Genomic DNA, 24,605 nt, shown 5'->3' with positions numbered 1-24,605 from the left:
GCTTTCAGTAGGTGCGCAGCAGGTCGGTCAGCACGCGTTGGCCGAACACCAGCGATTCCACCGGAACTCGCTCGTCCACGCCGTGGAACATGCCGGTGAAGTCGAGATCCGCGGGCAGCCTCAGGGGGGCGAACCCGTATCCGGTGATGCCGAGGAACGCCAGCGCCTTGTTGTCGGTGCCCGCGCCGAGCAGATACGGGATCACCGGCACCCCCGGGTCGTGCCGGCCGAGGGCCGCGACCATCGCCTCCACGAGGGATCCGGTGAACGGCGTCTCCATGCCGATGTCCTGCACGACCATCTCGAGTTCGACGTCGTCGCCGACGAGAGCTCGGAGCTGGTCGAGGACCTCTTCCTCGTGACCGGGGATCACGCGCACGTCGATGAGCGCTTCCGCGCGCTCGGGGATCACGTTGTGCTTGTAGCCGGCCTGCAGAACGGTCGGATTGCTCGTGGTGCGCAGGGTCGAGCGCAGGAACGCCTCCGCGGGACCCGCCGTCGCCACGAGCGCATCGGGGTCATCGACGGGCAGGCCGGTGATCGCGCTCATCCGGTCCAGGAAGTCGCGGGTCGTGTCGGTGAGCTGGATCGGCCATTGCGTGCGCCCGATCGTCGCGACGATCTCGGCGAGCTTGGTGACCGCGTTGTCGGGATGGAATCTGCTGCCGTGGCCGGCTCGGCCGCGGGCGATCAGGCGGATCCACATCAGGGCCTTCTCCCCCACCTGCAGCAGGTAGGCGCGCTGGTCCCCGACCGGGATGGAGTAGCCGCCGACCTCGCTGATGGCCTCGGTGGCGCCCTCGAACCACTCCGGACGGTTCTGCACGACGAGGGCCGAGCCCTCCACGCCGCCGTTCTCCTCGTCGGCGAAGAACGCGAGGATCAGGTCGCGCTCCGGCTGCTCCCCCGCACGCAGAATCTCCGCGACGGAGGTCAGGATCATGGCATTCATGTTCTTCATGTCGACCGCGCCACGGCCCCACAGCATGCCGTCGCGCACGAGACCGGCGAACGGGTCGACGGTCCAGTCCGCGGCCATCGCGGGGACGACGTCGAGATGGCCGTGCACCACGAGGGCCGGCTTGTCCCTGTTGCGTCCCGGAACGCGGGCCATCACGTTCGTGCGGCGCGGGATCGGCTCGTAGTACTCGGGTTCCAGACCCAGGGACTCCAGGTAGGCGCCGACGTACTCGGCGGCCTCGCGTTCGCCTTTCGCATCGCCGCCACCGAAATTGGACGTGTCGATGCGGATCAGCTCGGCGGCGATCCGCGCCACCTCGGGAAGTTCGGCATCCGGCTCGGGCATGACCCCAGGCTACCGAACCCGTACGACGCGCCCGACGCGCACCCGGGTTCGAGGGGGTCCGGCGAACGTGGTAGTGTCATTCCTCGGTTGGCAACAGCCGAAAACACCAGCGCGGGTGGCGGAATAGGTAGACGCGCTAGCTTGAGGTGCTAGTGCCCGAATAGGGCGTGGGGGTTCAAGTCCCCCCTCGCGCACGCTGGTTCAGAGGCCCGGATCCATCAGGATCCGGGCCTCTGTCGTCCCCGCCGCGGCTCCGTTCCTCTCAACCAGGGCTGACGTGGAACAGCAGGCCCAGCACGTATGTCACCGCGGCGGCGCCGAAGCCGATCGCGAGCTGGCGCAGCCCCCGGCGCAGCGGCGGGCCGCCGGACAGCACGCCGACGGTCGCCCCTGTGCTCAGCAGGGCGGTGCCGACGAGGGCGAGCGCCACGAGCACCGCCGGGATGCCCTGCATGCCGAAGATCCACGGCAGCACCGGCACGATCGCGCCGGACGCGAACAGCAGGAAGCTCGAGATCGCGGCGGGCCAGGCGTTGCCGACGATCTCATGGTCGTCTCCCTCATCGACAGGGAGCCGCAGCGGCCCGGTTCGCTGGGCCCTGCCCGCCTTTGCCGCACTCACGACGCGGCGGGCGCGCGCGAGCGACTCGTCCGCTTCCATGCCGCGGGCCCGATACACGAGGGCGAGCTCGTTCTCGTCCAGATCGAGATCGCTCGCGGCCGCGTCGCCGTGGCCGTTCTCCTGGGTGGCCTCGAGGAGCTCACGCTGCGACCGCACGGAGACGAACTCTCCCGCCCCCATCGACAGCGCACCCGCCAGGAGGCCCGCGAACCCGCTGAACAGGACGAACCCGCTGCTCGCTCCGGTGGCTCCGATGCCGAGCACCAGCGCCAGGTTGCTGACCAGGCCGTCATTCGCGCCGAACACGGCCGCGCGGAAGGATCCGGACAGGCGACGCCGCCCTCGTGCCGCGAGTCCGCGGACCACCTCGAAATGCACCTTCTCGTCGGCGCGCATCGCGGGCGTGGCGTACACCTCGGAGTCGTACGGCGACCGCGCCTCCGCGCTCTGCGCGAGGGCCAGCACGAAGATCGATCCGAACCGCCCGGCCATCCAGCCGAGCAGACGCGTGCGCAGCCCGGGTCGAGGCAGCCGCGCGGGCTCGCCGCCGAGGAGCTCGAGCCAGTGCGCCTCGTGCCGGCCCTCCGCCGCCGCGAGCTCGAGCAGGATCTCCCGCTCCTCGCCCTCCCGGCGCTGCGCGAGCTGCTGGTAGACGTGGGCCTCTGCGCGCTCCTCGACGAGGTAGCGCGTCCAGCGACGGCGGTCGGCGGCGGTGGGCGCGGCGGGCGCGGGATCCGGGGTGCTCATCGATGTCCTTCGTGGTCGGGGCAACCGCTCCACGCTATCGACCGGATCCGTCGGGGTCCGTGCCGAGACGGGGATTGACAGCATTTCGGGGATCCGAACCCTCGACAGGCTCAGGGACCGGGGACAGGCTCAGGGACCGGGGACAGGCTCAGGGACCGGGGTTGGGGTCAGGACCGCACGCGGCGGCGGAGCAGGTCGATGCGGGACTGCAGCTGGGTGACCGTGGCCTGGGCGACCGCCGGGCCGCCGCAGAGCCGACGCAGCTCGGCGTGCACGGCGCCGTGCGGATCCCCGGTCTGACGCGCGTACACCCCGACGAGGCTGTTCAGCAGCTGCCGCTGTTCCCGCAGCGTGCGGTGCAGCGGCTCGGGCAGCGTGGTGGTCTGGGCGGGAGTCACCGCTTCCCGCGCCTCGCGCAGACGGGACTGCCGGGACTGCCGCTGCATCAGCAGCTCGTGCACGTGCTCCGGCTCGAGAAGACCCGGGATCCCGATGAACTCCTCCTCCTCGGGTGTGCCCGGCTCGGCGAGCTGGCCGAACTCCTTGCCGTCGAAGACGACGCGGTCGAAATGCGCGAGCGAGGAGATCGCCTGGTAGCTGAACTCCTGGGTGAGCGCGTCCGACGCGTCGTCTTCGCGGTTCGCGTCCTCCAGCAGCGAATCCTCGAGCCCGTCCTCGTCCTTCGACTGCCGGTCCAGGGCATGGTCGCGCTGCCGCTCCAGCTCGTTCGCGAGCTTCATGAGCACGGGAACGTTCGGCAGGAACACGCTCGCCGCCTCCCCGCGGCGGCGCGCACGCACGAAGCGACCGATCGCCTGGGCGAAGAACAGCGGCGTCGAGGACGAGGTGGCGTAGACCCCGACGGCCAGGCGGGGCACGTCCACGCCCTCCGACACCATGCGCACGGCGACCATCCAGCGGTCGTTCGACCCGCTGAACTTCTCGATGCGCTCCGAGGCGGTCGCGTCGTCGGAGAGCACGACCGTCGGACGCTGCCCGGTCAGCGAGTGCAGGATCTTGGCGTACGCGCGAGCCACGGTCTGGTCCGTCGCGAGGACGAGGCCGCCCGCATCCGGCACGTGGTGGCGGATCTCGGTCAGGCGGCGGTCGGCGGCGGACAGCACCGCGGGCATCCACTCCCCCTCCGGATCCAGCGCGGTACGCCAGGCCTGAGAGGTGACGTCCTTCGTGTTGTCCTGGCCGAGGTGCGCCTCGAGCTCATCGCCGGCGCTCGTGCGCCAGCGCATCTTGCCCGCGTACATGTGGAACAGCACGGGGCGCACGACGCCGTCCTGCAGGGCGCGCCCGTAGCCGTAGGCGTAATCCGTGCTCGACACGCGGGCGCCGGACTCGTCCGGGAGGTAATCGACGAACGGGATCGGCGCGGTGTCGCTGCGGAACGGCGTGCCGCTCAGCAGGAGGCGACGCTTCGCCGGCCCGTAGGCGTCGCGGATCGCATCGCCCCAGCTCAGTGCGTCACCGCCGTGGTGCACCTCGTCGAGGATGACGAGCGTGCGCGCGTCCTGCGTCAGGTGCCGGTGCACGGACGACTTCGCGGCCACCTGCGCGTAGGTCACCACCACGCCGTGGTACTGCCGCGCCGGCGCCCAGTGACTGTTGCGGAAACGCGGATCGAGACGGATGTGCACGCGCGCCGCGGCGTCGGCCCACTGCGTCTTGAGGTGCTCCGTGGGGGCGACGACGATGATGCGGTCGATCTCGTTCGTGCGCAGGAGCTCGACGGCGAGCGTGAGGGCGAACGTCGTCTTGCCGGCGCCCGGAGTGGCCGCCACGAGGAAGTCCCTGCGCGCCTCGACCCGGAAATACTCCTCGAGCGCCTCCTGCTGCCACGCCCGCAACCGGTCTGCGGTGCCCCACGGCGCGCGCTGGGGGAAGGACGGGGAGAGCATGGGATTCCACGATAGACGAGCCCGCCGACATTCCCGCGCGCGTCGGATCCTCGCCCGGGAGATGCCCGCGTGCCCGACGGGGCTGTCCCAGCATTCCCACCGGATCGGCACAGCCGATCCACGGCGGGTCGCCGTACATTCCAGAACGGCATTCCTCTCGGAGCGCCCGACCCGATGGATGCCGGCCCGAAGGACACCCGTGACACGACACTCGGCGGCGCGCCCGATCGCGCAGCACAGCAGCAGCCGTGGTCCGCGCGTGTGGACACGACTGCTCCGCCTGATCGGCATCGGCCTGGCCGTCGCGCTCGTGAGCACCATCGGGGTCGTCGGCTATGTGCTCACCGACCTCACCTCGGCGGTGGCGCACAACAGCGTGCAGCTCGAGGGCGGCCCGGCGGTGGCGCCCGACATCGCCGCGTACAAGAGCGGCTTCAACCTGCTCGTGGTCGGCATCGACGCCTGCGAACCGAAGTACTCGTACCTGTTCCCCGGGCGCTGCGACGGTCCGGATGCCTCGAGCGTCAACAACGACGTCACCGTGCTGATGCACGTCTCGAACACCCCGCGTCGCATCACCGTCGTGAGCTTCCCGCGCGACATGATCGTGCCCGTGCCGTCCTGCACCGCCAAGGACGGCACGCAGGTCTCCGCGCAGAGCGCCGCGCAGATCAACACGACGTACGACGAGGGCGGGCTGTCCTGCGTCGCGAAGACCGTCTCCGCACTGTCCGGTCAGCAGGTCGACTTCGCCGCCGCGGTGAACTTCGGCACCGTGATCGACATCACCAACGCGATCGGCGGCGTCCAGGTGTGCCTCGCGACGCCGATCAACGACGCCTACACGGGCCTGGATCTGAGCGCCGGTCAGCACACGATCCAGGGCCTGCAGGCGCTGCAGTTCCTGCGCACCCGGCACGGGCTCGTCAGCGGCAGCGATCTGGCGCGGATCGGCAATCAGCAGCAGTACCTCGGCAGCCTGGCGCGGCAGCTCACCAGCGGCAAGGTGCTCTCGAACGTCCCGGAGGTGCTCAAGATCGCGAACATCGCCCTGACCAACCTCGAGGCCAGCACGACCCTCGCGAACCCCACCACGATCCTGCAGCTCGCGCTCGCCGTGAAGGACGTGCAGCCCGCCGACATCACGTTCATCCAGTACCCCAACCTGACCGATCCGGAGAACCCGAACCGCGTCATCCCCGACGACTCCTCCGCGCAGACGCTGTGGGCCGCCGTCGCCGCCAACCAGCCGGTGCTGATCACCCACCAGAACACGGTCAACGACGGCGTGACGGTCGAGCCGTCCACGCCGACCGCCGCCCCGGATCCCTCCGCCTCCCCGTCGGCGACCCCCACGCCGGCGGCGTCCGCCGTTCCGCTCTCCGACAACGTGCGCGGCAGCACCGCCGCCCAGCAGACCTGCACCAACGGCGACTCGAGCGGCTGATCCGGGCCGTCCGCGAGTAGTCTCGGACCCGGTGCCGCGCCGAACGCGCGGTCGCACGAAGGAGCAGCATCATGTCCGGTCACGAGCCGCGCACCCCTTACGTCCCCAACGAGAACCCGCACCCGTGGCGGCGCTATGTCGCGCTCGGCGACTCGTTCACCGAGGGCATCGGGGATCCGGATCCGACGACGCCCGGCGGTCATCGCGGCTGGGCGGACCGGGTGGCCGAGGTGCTCGGCGCGCAGAGCGACGACTTCGCGTACGCCAACCTCGCCGTCCGCGGCAAGCTCATCGCCCAGATCAGCGATGAGCAGATCGCGCCAGCGATCGCGCTGAACCCGGACCTGATCACGCTCTGCGCCGGCGGCAACGACGTGATCCGCCCCGGCACGGATCCCGACGAGATCGCCGTGCTGCTCGACGACATGGTCACGCGTCTGGACCGCACGGGCGCGGCGCTCGTGCTGATCACCGGGATCGACACGAACTTCACCCCGGTGTTCCGGCCGTTCCGCGGCAAGGTCGCCATCTACAACGAGAACGTCCGCGCGATCGCGGAGCGGCACGACTGCATCGTGGCCGATCAGTGGGGGCTCAAGCCCATTCAGGATCCGCGGTTCTTCGCCGATGACCGGCTGCACATGAATCCGCTCGGTCACCACGAGGTCGCCCGCATGGTGCTGCGCGCGCTGAACGTGCCCAACGAACTGCAGGCGATGCGGCCGGATCCGGCCCCGCGGCGCACCTGGCGGGAGGCGCGCAGCGAGGATCTCGTCTGGGCGCGCACGCACCTGGTGCCCTGGGTGCTGCGCCGCCTGCGGCACCAGTCCTCCGGCGACGACGTCGCGGCCAAGCGCCCCGAGCCGATGCCCATGGTGCTGCCGGACGCGTGATCCTGCGCAGGCGTGGGCGGGTCAGCGTCGTGCCGGTGGGTGCCCCAGCGCCCAGAGTGCGACGGAGACCGCGGCGCCGACGTTGAGCGAATCCACCCCGCCCGACATCGGGATCGTCACGACGGCATCGGCGGCGGCCAGCGCCTCCGCGCTGAGCCCTGGGCCTTCGGAGCCGAACGCCAGCGCGACCCGCTCGGGACGATCGGCGGCATAGGCGTCGAGCGTCACCGCGTCGTCCTGCAGCGTCAGCGCCGCGACCGCGATCCTTTCGGCCCGGAGCTCCGCCCGCAGCGAGTCCCAATCGGCGAATCTCGTCCACCGCACCTGGAACACCGTGCCCATGCTCACCCGCACGCTGCGCCGGTACAGCGGATCGGCGCAGCGCGCGGACACCAGTACCGCGTCCGCGCCGAGCGCCGCGGCCGCCCGGAACGCCGAGCCGACGTTCGCGTGCTCGATGAGGCCCTCCAGGATCAGCAGCGTGCGCGCCCCGGCGATGAGCTCGGTCACGGACGGCTCGACCGGGCGGTGCATGGCTGCCAGTGCGCCGCGGTGCACCGGGAACCCCGCCACGGCCTCCACCACGTCGTCGGCGGCGATGTACAGCGGCACCTCCGCGTCGTCCAGCAGCGCGCGGATCCCCGGCGCCCAGCGCTCCTGCGTCAGCACGGAGCGCGGCCGGTGGCCGGCGCCGATCGCCCGGGTGATGACCTTGAACGACTCGGCGATGTAGAGCCCGCGCTCGGCCTCGCTGCGGGTGCGCAGCGCCGTGTCGGTGAGGTCGCGATAGTCGTCGAGGCGAGGATCGGCGGGGTCATCGATGCGGAACTCTGGCACGCCCCTACTCTCGCATCCGCAGCCCTCGGCGCACGCCCAGCCGCGCGCTCCGGACGGCCCATAGACTCATGCGGGGAGGTCCGGTGAAGAGCATGACGACGCCGCTGCGCGCGCAGATCGAGGCCGCAGCGGACCTGCTGGCCGGGCGAAGGATCGCATTCCTCACCGGGGCGGGGCTGTCCACCGACTCAGGGATCCCCGCCTATCGCGGGGAAGGATCCGCGCCGCGCCGCGCGCCGATGACGCTGCAGGCGTTCCTCGGATCCGACGACGCGCAGCGCCGGTACTGGCTGGGCGGGCACCTGGGCTGGCGCTCCTTCGGGACCGCCACCCCGAACGCGGGGCACCGCGCGATCGCGGCGCTGGAGCGCACCGGACGCTCCGTCGGGGTGGTCACGCAGAACGTGGACGGGCTGCATCTGGCTGCCGGCTCCGAGCGGGTCGTCGAGTTGCACGGGACGATGCGCGCCGTCCTCTGCCTGCGCTGCGGTCAGAGCTTTGCGCGCGACGCCGTCGCCGCGCAGATCGATGCCCGAAACCCGTGGCTCGACGTGCTTACCGAGGTCCTGCTCGGACCCGACGGCGATGTCAGGCCCGAGACGACGGAGGGTTTCGCACTTCCCGTCTGCACGGTGTGCGGAGGCGCCCTGAAGCCGGACGTGGTGTTCTTCGGCGAGTTCGTGCCGGCCCCGCGGTTCGCGAGCGCCGAGGCGCTGCTGCGCTCGGGAGACGCCCTCGTCGTGGCCGGGTCGTCTCTCGTGGTGAATTCCGGGATCCGCATCATCGAACGCGCCCGGCGCAGGGACCTGCCGCTCGTCATCGTCGACCTCGAACCCACCCGCGCCGACGTGTGGGCGTCGGCCACGATCGCCGCGTCCACGAGCATCGTGCTGCCGACACTCCTGGAGCTGCTGCCATGACCCTGATCACCCTCGTCCGCCACGGCCAGACCGACTGGAACCTCGAGGGCCGGATCCAGGGCTCCACCGACATCCCGCTCAACGACACGGGGCGTGCACAGGCGGAGGAGGTCGCCGTCCGCCTGGCCGGCACCCGGTTCGACCACGTCTACACCAGTCCGCTCTCCCGCGCGGTCGAGACGGCCGAGATCATCGCCGGCGCCCTTGCCCTGCCTGCGCCCCTGACCACCGCAGGAATGCGTGAGCACGAGTTCGGCGAGGCCGAGGGGATGCTCTGGGAGCAGTACGTCGACCGCTTCCGCGGCAAGCGCGACCAGGTGCCCGGTGCGGAGACCGTGCAGCAGCTCACCGACCGTGCCCTGGCTTCGCTGCAGCGCATCGATCTCGCCGCCCGCCGCCGTTCGGCGCCCCGCGAGGAATCCGTGCTGGTCGCCACGCACGGCGGCGTGATCCGCGCGCTCCTCGAACACGCCTCCGGCGGGACGCTCCCCGCGCCGGGCGAGTCCCTCGGCAACGGTTCCGTGCACCGTTTCGCGATGGACGGTGGCGGGATCCGGCTGCTCGACACTGTCGTCGTCTGAGCGGGGGCGAGAATGCCCCGGGCGTAGGATCGAAGGCGCCGCCGACCCGAGGAGAACCGTGAATCCTGCCCCCGCTCCGACCTGGCGGATGTGGATGATCTGGATCGTGGGCGTCACGGCTTACGTGCTGTCGATCACGAACCGCACCTCGCTGTCGGCCGTCGGGGTCGATGCCGCGCACCTGTTCCAGGCCGACGCCTCGACGCTGTCGCTGTTCGCCGTGCTGCAGCTGGCCGTCTACGGGCTCATGCAGGTCCCGGTCGGGCTGCTGCTGGACCGGTTCGGATCGCGCCCGATCATGGTCGCCGGAATGCTGCTCATGTCGGTAGGCCAGCTCGTGATGGCGTTCGCGCCGAACGTGGGCATCGCGATCGTCGCGCGCATGATCCTCGGCGCCGGGGATGCCGCGATCTTCCCCGGCGTGCTGCGCCTCGTGGCGATCTGGTTCCCGTCGCAGCGCGGTCCGCTGATGGCTCAGCTCACCGGCATCGTGGGCCAGCTGGGTCAGCTGGTGGCGCTGCTGCCGCTGCCCGTGCTGCTGCACTCCACGTCATGGTCGGTCACGTTCGGGAGCCTGGCCGGGCTCGGGGTGCTGTTCAGCGTGCTGCTGTTCGCACTGATCCGCAATCGTCCGCCCGAGCTGACCGAAGACGTCTCGGTGAACACCGACACCGGCGCGATCCGGGTGGTCACCTCGCAGATGGATCTGCGCGTGACCCTGCGCGCCGCGCTCGCGCATCCCGGCACGCGGCTGGGTTTCTGGACGCACTTCACCACGCCGTTCGCCGGAACGGCCTTCATGATGCTCTGGGGCATCCCGTTCCTCACCAACGGGCAGCACCTCTCGATCGGCGCCGCCTCGCTGGTGACCACCGTCTACGTGGTGTTCGGGATCCTGTTCGGTCCGGTGCTGGGTGCACTCTCCTCCCGGCATCCGACCAGCCGGTCGCTCATGCTCGTGCTGCCGACGATCGCCGTGCAGGTGATCGCGTGGCTCGCCGTCATCCTCTGGCCCGGCACCGCACCGCTCTGGCTGCTCATCCTGCTCGCGATCGCCCTCGCCACCGGCGGCCCCGCGTCGATGGTCGCGTTCGACCACGCCCGCACGCACAATCCGCAGCACCGGCTCAGCACCGCGACCGGCGTCGTCAACGGCGGCGGGTTCCTGGCGGCTCTCGTCGCCATCTTCCTGATCGGCCTCGCCCTCGACCTGCAGGGAGCGGGCACCCCCGCCACCTACTCGCTGGACGCGTTCCGCTGGGCGTTCCTCACCCAGCTCCCGCTGTGGGTGATCGGCACGGCGTTCATCATCCGGGAGCGGCGCCTGACCCGGCGTGTGCTGGGTCTGGATCGCCGCACCCCGAAGGCGTGACTCAGGCCAGCAGCATCGCCCGACCCGGTTCCTGCAGAACGTCGGCGACCGCCTTGAGGAACTGCGCCCCCTCAGCGCCGTCCACGATGCGGTGATCGAAGGACAGGCTGAGCGTCATCACGTCCCGCAGCGCGATCTCGCCCTTGTACTCCCACGGCAGTCGGCGCACGGCGCCCAGCGCGAGGATCCCGGTCTGCCCGGGAGGCAGGATCGGGGTGCCCGCATCGATGCCGAACACGCCGATGTTGGTGAGCGAGAAGGTGCCGCCGGTGAGGTCGGCCGGCGCGGTCTTGCCGCTGCGCGCCGTGCGGGTGAGCTCGGCGACGGCGGCGGCGAGCCCGCCGAGCGTCATCCGCTCCGCATCCCGGATGATCGGTACGATGAGCCCGCGCTCGGTGGCCGCGGCGATGCCGAGATCGACGAAGTGCTGCTGCACGATCTCGCCCGCCTCGCCGTCCCAGCGCGCGTTGAGTCCCGGGTAGTGCGCGAGCGCGAGGCACACGGCCTTCGCCACCACGGTGAGCACGCCGATGCGCGGTGCATCCGGTGCGGCACTCGCACGCAGCGACGCGATCAGCTCCGTGGTCGCCGTGACATCGAGCGTGTGGAACGTCGTGACGTGCGGGGCGGTGAATGCGCTCTGCACCATCGCCTCCGCGGTGTGCTTGCGGACGCCGCGGATCGGGATCCGGGTGGTGCTGCGCTCTCCCGCCATGACGGGGCGCGCGGTGGTGGTCGGCGCGACAGCGACGCTCGGCGGGGCTGTCGCCGCACCGATGCTCCGCTGCGCGACCCGCTCACGGTAGGTGTCGACATCGGCGCGGGTGATCACCCGATCGCCGAGCGCGGCCGCGACGAGGGCCAGATCCACGCCGTGCCCCTTGGCGTAGGCGCGCACGGGGGGCGTCGAACGCGGCCGTTCGTGCTGCTCGGGCACGGCAGGCGTCTCATCGATCGCGTCGTGCGGCGCGGCGACGCGGACGTCGACGTCCGCCGTCGCGACCGCCGCCGCACTGCGCCGCGCCCGTCGCATCGGACGGCCCGTGCTCGGCGCCGCGCCGTAGCCGACCAGGTTCGGTCCCGAGCCGTCCTCAGCCGAGGCGGCCGATCCTGCGGCGGGAGACGCTGCGGGCACCGGATCCTCCGCACCCTCGATCTCGAATCCCACCAGGGGCGATCCCACCAGGACGACGTCTCCGGCGGCGGCGTGCAGGGCCGTGATGACTCCGGCGTGCGGCGAGGGCAGCTCGACGATCGCCTTCGCGGTCTCGACCTCGGCGAGCGTCTGGTTCAGCGTGACGGTGTCGCCCTCGGCGACCAGCCACTGCACGATCTCGGCTTCGGTGAGCCCTTCGCCGAGATCCGGAAGACGGAACTCCTGCTTCATCGCTCCGCCCCGTTCATCGGCTGGGTCGCCAGCAGCTGGTCGTCGTCGAGCACGCGGTCGACGGCGTCGAGGATCCGATCCAGGTCCGGCAGGTGGAACTTCTCCAGCTTCGCGGGCGGATACGGGATGTCATGACCGGTGACGCGCAGCGGCGCCGCCTCGAGCCAGGTGAAGCACTTCTCCGTGATGCTGGCGATGACCTCGGCGGCCACACCGGCCTCGCGGGCGGCCTCATGCACGACCACGACACGTCCGGTGCGCCGCACCGAGGCGCAGACCGTGCCGTAGTCGATCGGCGAGAGCGAGCGCAGGTCGATGACCTCCAGCAAGCGGCCCTCCGCCTCGGCGGCCTCGGCGGCGTCGAGGGCCGTGCGCACCATCGCCCCGTACGTGATGATCGTGGCGTCCGACCCCTCGCGCACCACCGTCGCGAGCCCCATCGGGGCGACATCGGCGAGCGGCGTCTGCAGGTCGACCTCGCCCTTGGCGTGGTAGAGGCGCTTGGGTTCGAAGAAGATCACCGGGTCGTCGCTCGCGATCGCCTGGCGCAGGCACGCGTACGCGTCCTGCGGGTTGGAGACGGCGATGACGCGGAGCCCTGCGGTGTGCACGAAATGCGCCTCGGGCGACTCGGAGTGGTGCTCGGCCGCGCCGATCCCGCCGGCCCACGGGATCCGGATCGTGATCGGCATCGGCACACGACCCTGCGTCCGATAGTGCAGCTTCGCGACCTGCGAGACGATCTGATCGAACGCCGGATAGACGAAGCCGTCGAACTGGATCTCGACGACCGGACGGTAGCCGCGCATCGCCAGCCCCACGGCGGTGCCGACGATCCCGGACTCCGCGAGGGGGGTGTCGATCACGCGCTCCGCACCGAACTCGTCCAGCAGGCCGTCGGTGATCCGGAACACGCCGCCGAGCTTGCCGATGTCCTCACCGAGCAGGAGCACCTTCGGGTCGTCCTGCAGCGATCGCTGAAGAGCGGCGCCGAGCGCCTTGCCCATCGTCATCTGCGTCATGTCACGCCTCCGCGAGCGTCGCGAGGTAGCGCGCGTAGTCGGCGCGCTCCTCGTCGAGACCGGTGTGCGGTTCGGCGTACACGCCGTCGAACACCGCGAGCGGCGCCCGCGTGGTCATGCCCAGGCACGCCGCGCGCATCTGCATCGCCGCCTCATCCGCGTCGGATGCGAGACCCGCGGCGATCTCGTCGGTGAGTGTGCCCTCCACACGCAGCAGCGCCTCGAGCCGGGCGAGCGGGTCCCTGCCGCGCCAGTACTCGAGCTCGGCCGGATCCCGGTACCTGGTAGGGTCGTCCGCCGTGGTGTGCGGGCCCATCCGGTAGGTGACGAGTTCGAGGAACGCCGGGGAGCCCGCGCGCGCCTGCTCGAGCGCCCAGCGCGTCGCGGCGAACACGGCGAGCACATCGTTGCCGTCGACCCGCAGGCTGGGGATGCCGAAGCCCGGCGCCCGCCCGGCGATCGGATGCTGCGACTGCACGGCGACCGGCTCGGAGATCGCCCAGTGGTTGTTCTGGCAGATGAACACCACCGGAGCGCCGTAGGACGAGGCGAACACCATGGCCTCGTTGACGTCGCCCTGGCTGGTCGCGCCGTCGCCGAAGTACGTGACCGCAGCCTGGTCGGATCCGTCGTGCAGGATGCCGAGCGCGTAGCCGACCGCATGCAGGGTCTGCGCGCCGATGATGATCTGCAGCGGCGCCATGTGCATGACAGCGGGGTCGTACGAGGAGCCTTCCTCGCCGCGCCACATCCGCACGTAGTCTCCCGGCTGCGCGCCGCGTGCGAGCATCACGCCCGTCTCGCGGTAGCTGGGGAAGACGACGTCGTCGTTCCTGAGGGCGCGGGCGGATCCGATCTGGGCGGCCTCCTGGCCCAGGCACGGCGCCCAGAGGCCGAGCTGGCCCTGACGCTGCAGGGCGACGCCCTCGGTGTCGATCCGGCGCAGTGCGACCATGTCGCGGTACAGCGCGAGCAGGTCGGCCGCGGCGACGTCCGCGGCGTAGGGAGCCAGCCGCGGATCCTGCAGACGCCGGCCATGCGGATCGATCAGGCTCACCGGCTGCTCCAGCCCGACAGCCAAGTCGGTGATGGGATCAAGGTGTGTAGACATCATCGTCCTCCTCAAGGGATCCGCCTTCGTGGGGCGGCGTCCAGCGCATCTTCGCTATGGCTTGAGCGTACGTCTATTCAGCACCTCGCCCAAGCATCCTCGAGTCCGTTGAGCATGTTGCCAAGAAAGCGACCCTCGACGAGTGCTACCCTTTGGCAACATGCCAGTCCTCGACCGCACCGACCTCGACATCCTCGAGATCCTGTCCGCCGACCCGCGCACCACCGTCGTCGCCCTCGCGGAGAAGCTCCGGCTGTCCCGCAACACGATCCAGGCGCGCATGGCCCGGCTCGATCAGACCGGGGTGTTCCTCCCCTACGAGCGCGCCTTCTCCCCCGGCGTTCTCGGGTTCCCGCTGCAGGCCTTCATCAGCATCGGCGTGCGGCAGACCGAACTGCCGCGCATCATCGCCGAACTCGCGCGTGTGCCGGAGGTGGTGCAGGCCTACGGGCTGAGCGGATCGATCGATCTGCTGGCGCTGGTCGCCTGCCGGGATGCCCGGCACCTCTTCGACACGGACGCGCGGATCCTGTCGATCGACGGCGTGGAGCGCACCGAGACCTCCCTCGCGATGGGCGAGGTGATCCCGTTCCGGGTCGGCGGCCTCATGGGGTTGGCGCGCCGAGAGGCGTGAGGAACCGCCTGATCGCGCCGGCCGCCTCGGCCGGGGTCTCGTAATGGATCAGGTGCCCCACATGCGCGATCTCGACGAGGGACGCGTCCGGGAAGATCTCCACCAGGGCGCGCTCCGCCTCGATCGGCGTGATGTCGTCCCGCTGCGCCGCGACGAGCAGCGTGGGAACGGCGATCTCGGGCGCGAACTCGCGGACGTCATGCGACACGCTCGTGACGAACGCCTCACGCAGCACCTCGCGGTCGGAGAACCGTGAGAAGTACGTGTCGTGCTGGTCATGCACGAAACGACGCAGCGCAGGATCGGCGGTCTTAGCCATCGCGATGCTCATGATCCGCACGATGATCCTGTTGCGCAGCAGCTCGGTGCCGATCCCCACCGGGAGGCGTGCGCCGAGTGCGTAGTAGAGGATCGCGAGGCGCGTGAGCACCGCCTTCGGTCCCTCCAGCGCCGGGGCTCCGATCGGATTGACCAGGATCAGCCGCGGTGTGGGCAGTCCCCGGGCGACGGCCGCGGACGCGACGATCGAACCGAACGAGTGCCCCAGGATCACGGCGCCGGGGGCCACCTCGGACGCGAACGCCGTGAGCCACTCTGCATATGCGTCGACGTCGTGCTCCCGGCCGGGCAGCGGGGCCGTCTCGCCGAATCCCGGCAGATCCGGCATGATCATGCGCAGTTCCGGAAGGTACGCGACGACCGGCTCCAGGCCATGGTGCTCTCCCCGGAAACCGTGCACCGCGAGCACCGTGACCGCGGCATCCTCGGGCCCATAGGTCCAGTACGCCGTGCGTCCGCCGAGGATCTCGGCCTCGCGCCGCTGCACGGGCACGAGGTCCAGGCGCGCGGCATAGGGCGAGGGTGCAGGCATTCCTCGAGTCTACGGGCGGGTCGCGGAGCCGCTCTGCGCCTGCACCGCGCGTCAGGATCGCGATGTCGGCGACTCCCTCTACCGTGGCGGCATGAGCACCTCCCCGGCCCTCCCTTCGTGGCTGACCCGCGTCGGCGTGTTCGACCTCGAGACGACCGGCATCGATGTGACCCGCGACCGGATCGTGAGCGCGCACGTCGGCGTCCTCGACCACCACGGCGCCGAGATCGCCGCCCGCACCTGGCTCGCCGATCCGGGCATCCCGATCCCGGACGCCGCCACCGCGATCCACGGCATCACGTCCGAGCGGGCGCGCCGCAACGGCGCACCCGCCGCGCAGGTCGTGGCCGGGATCGTGGGCGCGCTGCGGTCGCTGCTGGATCAGGGCGTGCCGATCGTGGCGTACAACGCCGCGTTCGACTTCTCGCTGCTGACGCACGAGGCGCGGCGGCACGGGATCGCGCCGCTGGAGTCGCCGTCGCCCGTGATCGATCCGCTCGTCATCGACAAGGCCTACGACCGCTACCGTCCCGGCAAGCGCACGCTGGAGATCGTCGCCGCGCACTACCGTGTCGACCTCACCGGCGCGCACGACGCCTCGGCCGACGCGGTCGCCGCGGGACGGGTCGCGCAGGCGCTCGCGCAGCGGTTCCCGATGCCGGAGAGCGCGGGCGAGCTGCACACCCGTCAGATCGGCTGGGCCCGCGCCCAGGCCGCGAGCCTCACGGACTACTTCGTGCGCATCGGCCGGATCGATCCCGCAGAGCGACTCGACGGCCGCTGGCCCGTCCGCGACGACGACCGGATCCGCCTCGACGTGTGACCCGGGCGCCTGCCTCGGAGATGTGCACGAAGTTCGGACCGAATCCGCGCATCAGTCCGAAGCTGGCGTACTTCTCCGCGCGAAGCGCTCGCTCCCGAGCATCCACGCACACACCCGCGGATACGACGAAGGCCCCCGGCTCCGAGGAGCCGGGGGCCTTCGCACAGGCGATTACTTGGAGGAACCGCCGAAGTTCTTGAAGCGCTGGTTGAACTTCTCGACGCGGCCGGCCGAGTCCATGATGCGCTGCTTGCCCGTGTAGAACGGGTGCGAGGCGGAGGAGATCTCGACGTCGATGACGGGGTACTCCACGCCGTCCAGCTCGATCGTCTTGTCGCTGGTCACCGTCGAACGGGTCAGGAACGTGTCGCCCGAGCCGAGGTCGCGGAACACGACAGCCTGGTAGTCGGGGTGGATGTCAGTCTTCATGGGATTCCTTACGTGGTGCCCTGGATTGTGCCAGGGACGAGGGAAGTCTGTGGTGCAGAAAGCACCGAGGGTCTAGTTTAGCAGTCCTCCGCCGGGCTCAGGAACCCGGTCGCGAGCTGCCGTCAGGACGCGGCGCGCGCGGCGTAGCGGCCGTCGACGCGGTCGAGCGCGATCGGCATGCCGAACGCCTGGCTCAGTGCTTCGGCGGTGAGCGTCTGCTCGATGGGTCCGGCGGCGACGATCGCGCCGTCGCGCAGCAGCAGCACGTGCGTGAACCCGACCGGGATCTCCTCGACGTGGTGCGTGACCATCACCATCGCGGGCGTGGTCGGCGACTGGGCGAAGCCGCTGAGCAGCCCGAGCAGCTCTTCGCGCGAGCCCAGGTCGAGGCTGGCCGAGGGCTCGTCGAGCAGCAGCAGCTCCGGATCGGTCATCACGGCGCGCGCGATCTGCACGCGCTTCTGCTCGCCATCGCTGAGCGTGCCGAAGTACCGCTCCGCCAGATGCTCGAGGTGCCACTGCTCGAGCACGCGCATCGCACGCCGCTCGTCGAGCGACTCGTAGCTCTCGTTCCAGCGGCCCATCACCGAGTACGCCGCCGTCATCACGGTGTTCAGCACGGTCTCGTCACCGGGGATGCGCCGGGCCATCGCCGAGGACGCGAACCCGATCCGAGGCCGGATCTCGAACACGTCCGTGCGGCCCAAGGTCTCCCCCAGGATGTCGACTCGGCCCGTGGTCGGGTGCATCAGCGTGTCGGCGAGCTGGAGAACCGTGGTCTTGCCCGCGCCGTTGGGCCCGAGGACCACCCAGCGCTGGTCGTCCTGGACCGTCCAGGTGAGGTGATCGACGATGTTGCGGCCGTCGCGGCGGACCACGACATCCGAGAATTCGAGGACGGCAGGCATGGTGCCAGCCTATCGGTCAGGCCGTCAGCTCCTCGTAGAGCGCCCGCGTCGTGTCGGCGATCGCGGCCCAGCTGAAGTCCGCGGCAGCGCGGATCCGGCCGGCCTCGCCGTAGGCCTTCGCACGTGCCGGATCCGAGACGACATCGGTGAGCACCGCCGCCAGGTCGGCGACATAGCGGTCGGGATCCACCGGGGTCCCGGTGCCGTCCTGCACCTGCTCGATCGGGACCAGACGCCCGGTGACGCCGTCGTCGACGACCTCCGGGATCCCCCCTGTCGCGGTGCCGACGACGGCCGCGCCGCAGGCCATCGCCTCGAGATTCACGATGCCCAGCGGCTCGTAGATCGACGGGCACACGAACGTCGTCGCGGCCGTCAGGATCGCCGAGAGCTCGTGGCGCGGGAGCATGCGCTCGATCCACACCACGCCCTGGCGAGTGCCCTGCAGCCCGCGCACGAGCTCCTGCACCTCCGCCATGATCTCCGGGGTGTCCGGGGCGCCGGCGCACAGCACGAGCTGCACCTCGGGCGGCAGCAGCGCCGCGGCGCGGAGCAGGTACGGCAGGCCCTTCTGGCGAGTGATCCGGCCCACGAAGACGATCGAGGGGCGATCCGGATCGATGCCCTGCGCGCGCACGAAGTCGGCATCCTCGACAGGGTGCCAGGCCTCGACGTCGATGCCGTTGTGGATGACCCGCACCTTCGCCGGATCCACCTGGGGGTAGCTGCGCAGGATATCGGCGCGCATCCCGGCGCTCACGGCGATGATCGCCGCCGCGTTCTCGTACGCGAGCCGCTCGATGCCGCTGGACACCGCGTACCCGCCGCCGAGCTGCTCGGCCTTCCACGGGCGCAGCGGCTCCAGGCTGTGCGCGGTCAGCACGTGCGGGATGCCGTGCAGCTGCGCGGCGATGTGCCCGGCGAAGTTCGCGTACCAGGTGTGGCTGTGCACGACGTCCGCCCCGGCGACGTCGGGAACGATCACGAGGTCGGTGCCCAGGGTCTGCAGCGCGGCGTTCGCGCCGGCGAGTTCATCTGGCGTTCGGTATGCTGTCGTGCCCTGTTCATCCCGCTCCGCGCCGAAGGCTCTGACCCGCACCTCCATGCTCGAACGCAGGGCCTTCACGAGCTCCGCGACATGCACACCGGCCCCTCCGTAGATCTCCGGTGGGTACTCTTTGGTGATGATGTCGACGCGCATGTCGTGAACGCTAGTACATGCATCGACCTGGCTCTATGGTGGACGCATGTCGGCACCAAAGAAGGTCTTCGGGATCATCCTCGCCGGGGGCGAGGGCAAGCGCCTCATGCCCCTGACCGCGGATCGCGCCAAGCCAGCTGTTCCGTTCGGCGGGCAGTATCGATTGATCGATTTCGCGATCTCGAATCTGATCAACTCCGGGCTGAGACAGATCGTGGTGCTGACCCAGTACAAGTCGCACAGTCTCGACCGGCACATCTCCCAGACCTGGCGGATGTCGGCGCTGCTCGACTCGTACGTGGCCTCGGTGCCGGCCCAGCAGCGTCTGGGCAAGCGCTGGTTCTCCGGGTCTGCGGACGCGATCCTGCAGAGCCTGAACCTGATCCTCGACGAGAAGCCCGACATCGTGATCGTCATCGGCGCCGATCACGTGTACCGGATGGACTTCCAGCAGATGCTCGACGCGCACATCGCATCGGGAGCACGCGCGACCGTGGCCGGCATCCGCCAACCACTCGCCCTCGCCTCCCAGTTCGGCGTGATCGACGTCGCCGCCGACGGATCGGGGCGCATCAACCAGTTCCTGGAGAAGCCGTCCGATCCGACCGGATTGCCGGACTCGCCCCATGAGGTGCTCGCATCCATGGGCAACTACATCTTCGACACCGACGCGCTCATCGAGGCGGTCGAGTCCGATGGCGAGCTGGCGACGTCGAACCACGACATGGGCGGGGACATCGTGCCCTACTTCGTCGACCGCGGCGAGGCCGCCTTCTACGACATGAAGCAGAACGAGGTGCCGGGATCCTCCCCGCGCGACCGTTCGTACTGGCGGGACGTGGGCACGATCGAGTCGTTCTTCGACGCGCACATGGATCTCATCTCCACGCTGCCGATCTTCAACCTGTACAACATGGAGTGGCCGATCCACTCGCAGGCGGTGAACTCGCCGCCCGCCAAGTTCGTGCGCGACTCGGTCGGCCGCATCGGCAACGCCATTGACTCGATCGTGTCGCTCGGATCGGTGCTCTCCGGCACGCACCTGGAGCGCAGCGTCGTCGGACCGTGGACGCTCGCGGCGGGCGGATCGACGATCACCGACTCCGTGCTGTTCGACGGCGTGCGGGTCGGTCAGGGCGCCCGTGTGCACCGCGCGATCCTGGACAAGAACGTGGTGCTGCTGGACGGCGCGACCGTCGGCGTGGATCGCGAGCGCGACCTCGCCCGTGGCTTCACGATCACCGACACCGGACTGACCGTGGTCGGCAAGGGCGTGACCGTCGAGCGCTGACACACCGCCACGTCGCGCCCGCCTCGGCGGCTACGCTCGTCGGGTGACCTCCGCGCGCTTCCTCGTCGTCCTCGATGCCGATTCCACGCTGATCCGCAACGAGGTGATCGAGCTCCTCGCGGAAGAGGCCGGCCGCCGCGACGAGGTCCAGGCTGCCACCGAGGCCGCCATGCGCGGTGAGGTCGATTTCGCCACGAGCCTGCGCTCGCGCGTCGCTGCGCTGGCCGGTGTGCCCGTCGCGGCCTTCGCGCGCGTGCTGTCGCGCATCGAGCCGACGCCGGGCGTGCGTGAACTGATCACCGAGGTGCATGCGCGCGGCGGTGTCGTCGGCGTCGTCTCCGGGGGCTTCCACGAGATCCTCGACACGGTCGCGCCCGATCTCGGCGTGGATCGCTGGCGTGCGAATCGGCTGGAGGTGATCGACGGCGCCCTCTCCGGCCGGGTCGAGGGCGGGATCGTCGACGCCGAGGCGAAGGCCGTCGCCCTGCAGGAGTGGGCCGCCGAGCTCGGTGTGGCTCCGCACGCCACGATCGCGATCGGGGACGGCGCGAACGACCTCCGGATGATGGCCGTCGCGGGGCTCGGCCTCGCGTTCAACGCGAAGCCGGCGGTGCGCGCGGCCGCGGCGCTCGTGATCGGTCCGCGGGATCTGGCCGAGGTCATCCCGCTGCTGCCGTAGCACCATGTCCGTGGCCCGTCGTAGCGTCGGATCATGGACATCATCCTCGTTCCCGGACTCTGGCTCGACGGCGACTCCTGGGCGCCGGTCGTCGGCCCGCTGCATGAGGCGGGCCACACCCCGGTCGCGCTGACCATGCCCGGGCTCGGGCAGGGCGCCGCGTCCTCCTCGGGGATCCGCCTGCAGGACTGGATCGATGCGGTCATCGACGCCGTCGATCGCGCCGAGGACGAGGTCGTGCTCGTCGGGCACTCCGGGGGCGGCAACGTCATCTGGGGTGCGGTCGACGCACGTCCCGATCGGGTCGCCCGAGCGGTGTTCGTCGACTCGGTGCCACCGCCGGCGGGTTCCGGCATCAGCGAGTTCGACCTCGTCGACGGCGTGATCCCGTTCCCGGGATGGGAGTTCTTCCCCGATGAAGAGGTGCGCGACCTCGATGTGCCGACCAGGGCCGCCACGGCGCGCACCGCGCTCAGCGTGCCCGCGCACGTGCCCACGGATCCGATCGTGCTCTCCGACGAGCGCCGTTACGACGTGCCCGTCACGCTGCTCATGGGCTCGCTCACGCAGAACGAGGTGGAGGGTTATGTCGCCCGGTGGGGCGCCTACGGCGACGAGTATCGGAAGATCCGCGATGTCGAGGTCGTCCGGATCGGATCCGGGCACTGGCCGCAGTTCTCGGTGCCGGAAAGGCTCGCCGAGCTGCTCGTGGCGGCGGTGCGCTGACGCGGGGTCAGCCCAGGCGGAGAAGGGGGCGGGTCAGTGGCCCATGCCGAGGCCGCCGTCGACGGGGATCACGGCACCGGAGATGTAGGCCGCGTCGTCGGACGCGAGCCAGGTGACGACGCCGGCGACCTCATCCGCCGACGCGAACCGTCCGGCGGGGATGCTCGCCTTGTACTGCTTCTGGGTGTCTTCGGGGAGTTCGGCCGTCATGTCGGTCTCGATGAAGCCGGGAGCGACGACATTCGCCGTGATGCCGCGCGCGCCGAGCTCCCGCGTGAGTGAGCGCGCGAAACCGACGAGGCCGCTCTTCGAGGCGGAGTAGTTGACCTGCCCTGCGGAGCCGTACAGCCCGACGACGCTGGAGATGAGGATCACCCGGCCGAACCGCGCCTTCAGCATTCCTTTCGATGCCCGCTTCACGACGCGGAAGGATCCGCCGAGGTTCGTGGAGACGACGCTGTCGAAGTCGTCCTCGCTCATGCGCAGCAGCAGGGTGTCCTTGGTGATGCCGGCATTGGCGACAACGATCTCGACCGGACCGAGCTTCTGCTCGACCTCGGTGAACGCCGCGTCGACGGCGGCGGCATCGGTCACGTCGGCGCGGACGGTCAGGGTTCCTTCCGGTCCTTCGCCGCTGCGGGCCGTCACAGCCACCCGGTATCCGTCCCGCACGAAGCGCTCGGCGATGGCGCGGCCGATGCCGCGGTTGCCGCCGGTGACGAGGACGACTCGATCAGTGCTCATGCAGGTCTCCCAGAGTGAGGTGTACGGCACGCAAGCCTAGCGACGGAATCCTGCTCCGGGAATTGACACGGCCCTGGCGGCACGGAATCTTTGAGGTGAACCAGGAGGACATTCCCATGAGCAATGACCAGGGCGGATACCCGCAGAACCCGGGGCAGCAGCCGCCCCCGTATCCCGGCGCGCCCGTGCCTCCGCAGCAGCAGCCTGCGTATCCGGGTGCGGCTCCCGCCCCGCAGGCGCCGGTTCCGCCCGCCCCCGCCTATCCCGGGGCGGCACCGACCTATCCTGGAGCAGCACCCGCCGCACCGGGCTATGCACCGCCCGGCGCCCCCGCCTATGGCCAGCCGTACGCCCAGCCCTATGGGCAGCCCTACGCGACGCCGAAGAAGTCCAACGGACTGGCGATCACCGCGCTCATCTGCGGCATCGCCGGTGTAGTGCTCTGCATCGTCGCCTATCTGGTCCTTCCGTTCCTCGCATCGGTCGCCGCGATCATCACCGGCCACATGAGCCTGGGCCGGATCAAGCGCGACCCCGAGCTGGGCGGCAAGGGCCTGGGCATCACCGGCCTCGTACTGGGATACGTCGGCGCCGCGCTCAACCTCATCATCGGCGGGTTCGTGATCATCGGCCTCATCTTCGCCATCTCGCAGAGCGGCAGCTCGTACTGAGCGCCGCCGCGGTCGCGGCGGCGTAGGCTGGAGTCATCGTGAGAAGGACTCCAGACGCCGCCGTGACCTCCCTCCCGCGCGCACCGCGCGACGAGGCGCAGGGACGCGTGCGCCAGTACGTCATCACGATGTCGATCCGCATGGTGTGCTTCCTGCTGATGTTCTTCGTGCAGCCGATCGGCTGGTGGACCTGGGTGTTCGGGATCGCCGCCGCGGTGCTGCCCTACATCGCCGTCGTGTTCGCGAACGCCGGTGACGACTCGGTCGTCACGACGGTCGAGTCGCCGCGGATCGGGATCGAGGCCGCGTCGGGCGCGGATCAGCAGACGCCCCCCGCGCACGACGTGATCACGCTTTCCGAGACGGCGCCGACCGTGCACGGCGCCGAGTCGCGCCCGTGATCGTGAAGAACACCGCGGCGAAGTGCTCGCGGGCGGGGTGCCGTGCGCCGGCGACGTACCGCATCGTATGGCGCAATCCGCGCATCCACGGCCCTGAACGGCAGAAGGTCTGGCTCGCGTGCGACGAGCACCTCGCATTCCTGCGCGACTATCTGAGCGCCCGGGACTTCCCGGTCAGCGTCGACACCCGGATCGCGGAGGGCGAACTCGGATGATGCGTCAGCGTCTGCTCCGCTGGAGTGCCTATCTCGTCGTGGCGATCCTGTTCGCCCTCGTGTGCGCCTATCTGTCGAACTGGCAGTTCACCCGCAACGACGGCCGTCAGACCCAGCTCGAACTCGTCCAGCAGAACTACGACGCGAAGCCGGTGCCGCTCACCTCGCTGCTCGCGCCCGGCGCGACCATGCGGCCCTCGGACGAGTGGCATCCCGTGCAGGTGCACGGCCGATACGAGCCGCAGGATCAGCTGCTCGTGCGCAACCGCCCGCACGGCGGCACAAGCGCGTTCGAGGTGCTCGTGCCGTTCCGCACCGACGACGGCCGGCTGTTCATCGTGAACAGGGGCTGGGTCCCTCCGGGCGAGAAGGACGTGCCGACCTCGGTGCCCGTTCCGCCGAAGGGCGAGGTCACGCTCACGGCTCGCCTGCGTCCCGGCGAGCCGCTGCCTCCCTCCGGCCGGGGCGCCCCTGCCGGTCAGGTGCCGAGCATCAACCTCCCGCTCGTCGCCGACACCATCGGCGGATCCGTTCCGGTCGAGACCAGTGCCTACGGTGAACTGGTCTCCGAATCGCCGGCGCCGAGTTCGCGTCCGTTCGCCTTCGACGCGCCGTCGAACGATCCGGGACCCTTCCTGTCGTACGCCATCCAGTGGATCCTCTTCGCCGTGATGGGCTTCATCTTCATCGGCTACGTGATCCGCACCGAGGTCATCAAGCATCGCGACGAGGCGGCCGGACGTCCGCCCCGTGAACCGCGTCGGCGCCGCGACCGCGACATGGACGATGAGGACGCGCTGCTCGACGCCGTCGACCGGTGACTCGCCCGCGGCGCCCGAGGCGCGGCAGGGCGGACC

At 70.3% G+C, this 24,605-nt stretch carries 26 protein-coding genes and 1 tRNA gene; 15 read left to right on the top strand and 12 right to left on the bottom strand.

Annotation, left to right across the window (positions count from 1 at the left end; translation table 11 throughout):
• Positions 1-4 precede the first annotated feature (4 nt).
• Entirely contained in the window at positions 5-1,306 is a 1,302-nt protein-coding gene (locus ABD882_RS05630; RefSeq protein WP_345185191.1) for a M20/M25/M40 family metallo-hydrolase, read from the bottom strand.
• A gap of 109 nt (positions 1,307-1,415) precedes the next feature.
• Here ABD882_RS05630 and ABD882_RS05625 point away from each other — a divergent pair.
• Positions 1,416-1,500: transfer RNA gene (locus ABD882_RS05625), tRNA-Leu, on the top strand.
• Between the two features lie 68 nt (positions 1,501-1,568).
• Here ABD882_RS05625 and ABD882_RS05620 read toward each other — a convergent pair.
• Positions 1,569-2,675 carry a VIT1/CCC1 transporter family protein gene (locus ABD882_RS05620; protein WP_345185190.1) on the bottom strand — a complete coding sequence of 369 codons (1,107 nt, stop codon included), beginning with the start codon at positions 2,673-2,675 and terminating at the stop codon, positions 1,569-1,571.
• Between the two features lie 167 nt (positions 2,676-2,842).
• Entirely contained in the window at positions 2,843-4,585 is a 1,743-nt protein-coding gene (locus tag ABD882_RS05615; RefSeq protein WP_345185187.1) for a DEAD/DEAH box helicase, read from the bottom strand.
• A 199-nt stretch (positions 4,586-4,784) separates the two neighbouring features.
• Here ABD882_RS05615 and ABD882_RS05610 point away from each other — a divergent pair, with 199 nt between their 5' ends.
• On the top strand, positions 4,785-6,032 hold the full coding sequence (locus ABD882_RS05610; RefSeq protein ID WP_345185185.1) for an LCP family protein: 1,248 nt from the start codon (positions 4,785-4,787) through the stop codon (positions 6,030-6,032).
• Between the two features lie 71 nt (positions 6,033-6,103).
• A complete protein-coding gene (locus tag ABD882_RS05605; RefSeq protein ID WP_345185183.1) occupies positions 6,104-6,925 on the top strand; it encodes an SGNH/GDSL hydrolase family protein in 822 nt (273 codons plus the stop codon).
• A gap of 21 nt (positions 6,926-6,946) precedes the next feature.
• Here the strand turns inward: ABD882_RS05605 and ABD882_RS05600 are convergent, their stop codons facing one another.
• Positions 6,947-7,762, bottom strand: a complete 816-nt coding sequence (locus ABD882_RS05600) for a TrmH family RNA methyltransferase (protein WP_345185182.1) — start codon at positions 7,760-7,762, stop codon at positions 6,947-6,949.
• A 92-nt stretch (positions 7,763-7,854) separates the two neighbouring features.
• Here ABD882_RS05600 and ABD882_RS05595 point away from each other — a divergent pair, with 92 nt between their 5' ends.
• The 3 genes from ABD882_RS05595 to ABD882_RS05585 all read left to right on the top strand — a co-directional run bounded on the left by ABD882_RS05595 (position 7,855) and on the right by ABD882_RS05585 (position 10,635).
• Positions 7,855-8,682 carry a Sir2 family NAD-dependent protein deacetylase gene (locus tag ABD882_RS05595; RefSeq protein WP_345185843.1) on the top strand — a complete coding sequence of 276 codons (828 nt, stop codon included), beginning with the start codon at positions 7,855-7,857 and terminating at the stop codon, positions 8,680-8,682.
• Positions 8,679-9,263, top strand: coding sequence for a histidine phosphatase family protein (locus tag ABD882_RS05590; RefSeq protein WP_345185180.1), 585 nt, complete (start codon positions 8,679-8,681; stop codon positions 9,261-9,263). The genes ABD882_RS05595 and ABD882_RS05590 overlap by 4 nt, the downstream gene beginning before the upstream one ends.
• Before the next feature lie 94 nt (positions 9,264-9,357).
• The gene (locus tag ABD882_RS05585; RefSeq protein WP_345185842.1) at positions 9,358-10,635 is read left to right on the top strand and encodes an MFS transporter; all 1,278 of its coding nucleotides are present in this window, start codon (positions 9,358-9,360) and stop codon (positions 10,633-10,635) included.
• A gap of 1 nt (position 10,636) precedes the next feature.
• On the opposite strand, the gene ABD882_RS05580 is transcribed toward ABD882_RS05585, so the two are convergent.
• The 3 genes from ABD882_RS05580 to ABD882_RS05570 are packed head-to-tail and all read right to left on the bottom strand — an operon-like array spanning position 10,637 to position 14,155.
• Positions 10,637-12,022, bottom strand: coding sequence for a dihydrolipoamide acetyltransferase family protein (locus ABD882_RS05580; protein ID WP_345185179.1), 1,386 nt, complete (start codon positions 12,020-12,022; stop codon positions 10,637-10,639).
• The gene (locus ABD882_RS05575; protein WP_345185178.1) at positions 12,019-13,044 is read right to left on the bottom strand and encodes an alpha-ketoacid dehydrogenase subunit beta; all 1,026 of its coding nucleotides are present in this window, start codon (positions 13,042-13,044) and stop codon (positions 12,019-12,021) included. Before ABD882_RS05575 ends, ABD882_RS05580 begins: the two co-directional genes overlap by 4 nt.
• Before the next feature lies 1 nt (position 13,045).
• Positions 13,046-14,155 carry a thiamine pyrophosphate-dependent enzyme gene (locus ABD882_RS05570; protein WP_345185176.1) on the bottom strand — a complete coding sequence of 370 codons (1,110 nt, stop codon included), beginning with the start codon at positions 14,153-14,155 and terminating at the stop codon, positions 13,046-13,048.
• Positions 14,156-14,315: 160 nt separating this feature from the next.
• Between ABD882_RS05570 and ABD882_RS05565 the strand changes: the two genes are divergently transcribed.
• Positions 14,316-14,789, top strand: a complete 474-nt coding sequence (locus ABD882_RS05565) for an Lrp/AsnC family transcriptional regulator (RefSeq protein ID WP_345185174.1) — start codon at positions 14,316-14,318, stop codon at positions 14,787-14,789.
• Here ABD882_RS05565 and ABD882_RS05560 read toward each other — a convergent pair.
• Entirely contained in the window at positions 14,761-15,660 is a 900-nt protein-coding gene (locus tag ABD882_RS05560; protein WP_345185172.1) for an alpha/beta fold hydrolase, read from the bottom strand. The genes ABD882_RS05565 and ABD882_RS05560 overlap by 29 nt on opposite strands.
• A gap of 91 nt (positions 15,661-15,751) precedes the next feature.
• On the opposite strand from ABD882_RS05560, the gene ABD882_RS05555 reads away from it, so the two are divergent.
• Positions 15,752-16,483 carry a 3'-5' exonuclease gene (locus tag ABD882_RS05555; protein ID WP_345185170.1) on the top strand — a complete coding sequence of 244 codons (732 nt, stop codon included), beginning with the start codon at positions 15,752-15,754 and terminating at the stop codon, positions 16,481-16,483.
• Between the two features lie 171 nt (positions 16,484-16,654).
• Here ABD882_RS05555 and ABD882_RS05550 read toward each other — a convergent pair whose 3' ends face one another.
• From ABD882_RS05550 to glgA, 3 genes are all read right to left on the bottom strand, one after another.
• Complete coding sequence (locus tag ABD882_RS05550) at positions 16,655-16,912, bottom strand: type B 50S ribosomal protein L31 (RefSeq protein ID WP_345185168.1); 258 nt, start codon at positions 16,910-16,912, stop codon at positions 16,655-16,657.
• 122 nt (positions 16,913-17,034) lie between these two features.
• Entirely contained in the window at positions 17,035-17,820 is a 786-nt protein-coding gene (locus ABD882_RS05545) for an ABC transporter ATP-binding protein (RefSeq protein ID WP_345185167.1), read from the bottom strand.
• A 16-nt stretch (positions 17,821-17,836) separates the two neighbouring features.
• Complete coding sequence (gene glgA / locus ABD882_RS05540) at positions 17,837-19,021, bottom strand: glycogen synthase (protein ID WP_345185165.1); 1,185 nt, start codon at positions 19,019-19,021, stop codon at positions 17,837-17,839.
• A gap of 46 nt (positions 19,022-19,067) precedes the next feature.
• Here glgA and ABD882_RS05535 point away from each other — a divergent pair, with 46 nt between their 5' ends.
• The 3 genes from ABD882_RS05535 to ABD882_RS05525 are packed head-to-tail and all read left to right on the top strand — an operon-like array spanning position 19,068 to position 21,717.
• Entirely contained in the window at positions 19,068-20,312 is a 1,245-nt protein-coding gene (locus ABD882_RS05535; protein ID WP_345185164.1) for a glucose-1-phosphate adenylyltransferase, read from the top strand.
• A gap of 43 nt (positions 20,313-20,355) precedes the next feature.
• On the top strand, positions 20,356-20,991 hold the full coding sequence (gene serB, locus ABD882_RS05530) for a phosphoserine phosphatase SerB (protein ID WP_345185162.1): 636 nt from the start codon (positions 20,356-20,358) through the stop codon (positions 20,989-20,991).
• A 33-nt stretch (positions 20,992-21,024) separates the two neighbouring features.
• Positions 21,025-21,717 carry an alpha/beta fold hydrolase gene (locus tag ABD882_RS05525; protein WP_345185160.1) on the top strand — a complete coding sequence of 231 codons (693 nt, stop codon included), beginning with the start codon at positions 21,025-21,027 and terminating at the stop codon, positions 21,715-21,717.
• A 33-nt stretch (positions 21,718-21,750) separates the two neighbouring features.
• Here ABD882_RS05525 and fabG read toward each other — a convergent pair whose 3' ends face one another.
• Complete coding sequence (fabG, locus tag ABD882_RS05520) at positions 21,751-22,461, bottom strand: 3-oxoacyl-ACP reductase FabG (protein WP_345185157.1); 711 nt, start codon at positions 22,459-22,461, stop codon at positions 21,751-21,753.
• Between the two features lie 116 nt (positions 22,462-22,577).
• On the opposite strand from fabG, the gene ABD882_RS05515 reads away from it, so the two are divergent.
• Genes ABD882_RS05515 through ABD882_RS05500 form a run of 4 tightly spaced genes read left to right on the top strand, consistent with a single transcriptional unit; the run spans position 22,578 to position 24,569 of the window.
• Positions 22,578-23,132 (top strand): DUF4190 domain-containing protein, encoded by a 555-nt coding sequence (locus ABD882_RS05515; protein WP_345185155.1) that lies wholly within the window; start codon positions 22,578-22,580, stop codon positions 23,130-23,132.
• A 38-nt stretch (positions 23,133-23,170) separates the two neighbouring features.
• A complete protein-coding gene (locus ABD882_RS05510; protein WP_345185153.1) occupies positions 23,171-23,533 on the top strand; it encodes a DUF3099 domain-containing protein in 363 nt (120 codons plus the stop codon).
• Positions 23,530-23,748, top strand: a complete 219-nt coding sequence (locus ABD882_RS05505; RefSeq protein WP_425563330.1) for a hypothetical protein — start codon at positions 23,530-23,532, stop codon at positions 23,746-23,748. The genes ABD882_RS05510 and ABD882_RS05505 overlap by 4 nt, the downstream gene beginning before the upstream one ends.
• A complete protein-coding gene (locus tag ABD882_RS05500; protein WP_345185151.1) occupies positions 23,745-24,569 on the top strand; it encodes an SURF1 family cytochrome oxidase biogenesis protein in 825 nt (274 codons plus the stop codon). The genes ABD882_RS05505 and ABD882_RS05500 overlap by 4 nt, the downstream gene beginning before the upstream one ends.
• Positions 24,570-24,605: the final 36 nt, after the last annotated feature.

Origin of the sequence: Microbacterium panaciterrae (assembly GCF_039541635.1) — a bacterium.
Taxonomy (GTDB): Bacteria; Actinomycetota; Actinomycetes; order Actinomycetales; family Microbacteriaceae; genus Microbacterium; species Microbacterium panaciterrae.
Note: the sequence above shows the minus strand (reverse complement) of the source record. Positions and strands in the feature narration are given on the sequence as shown.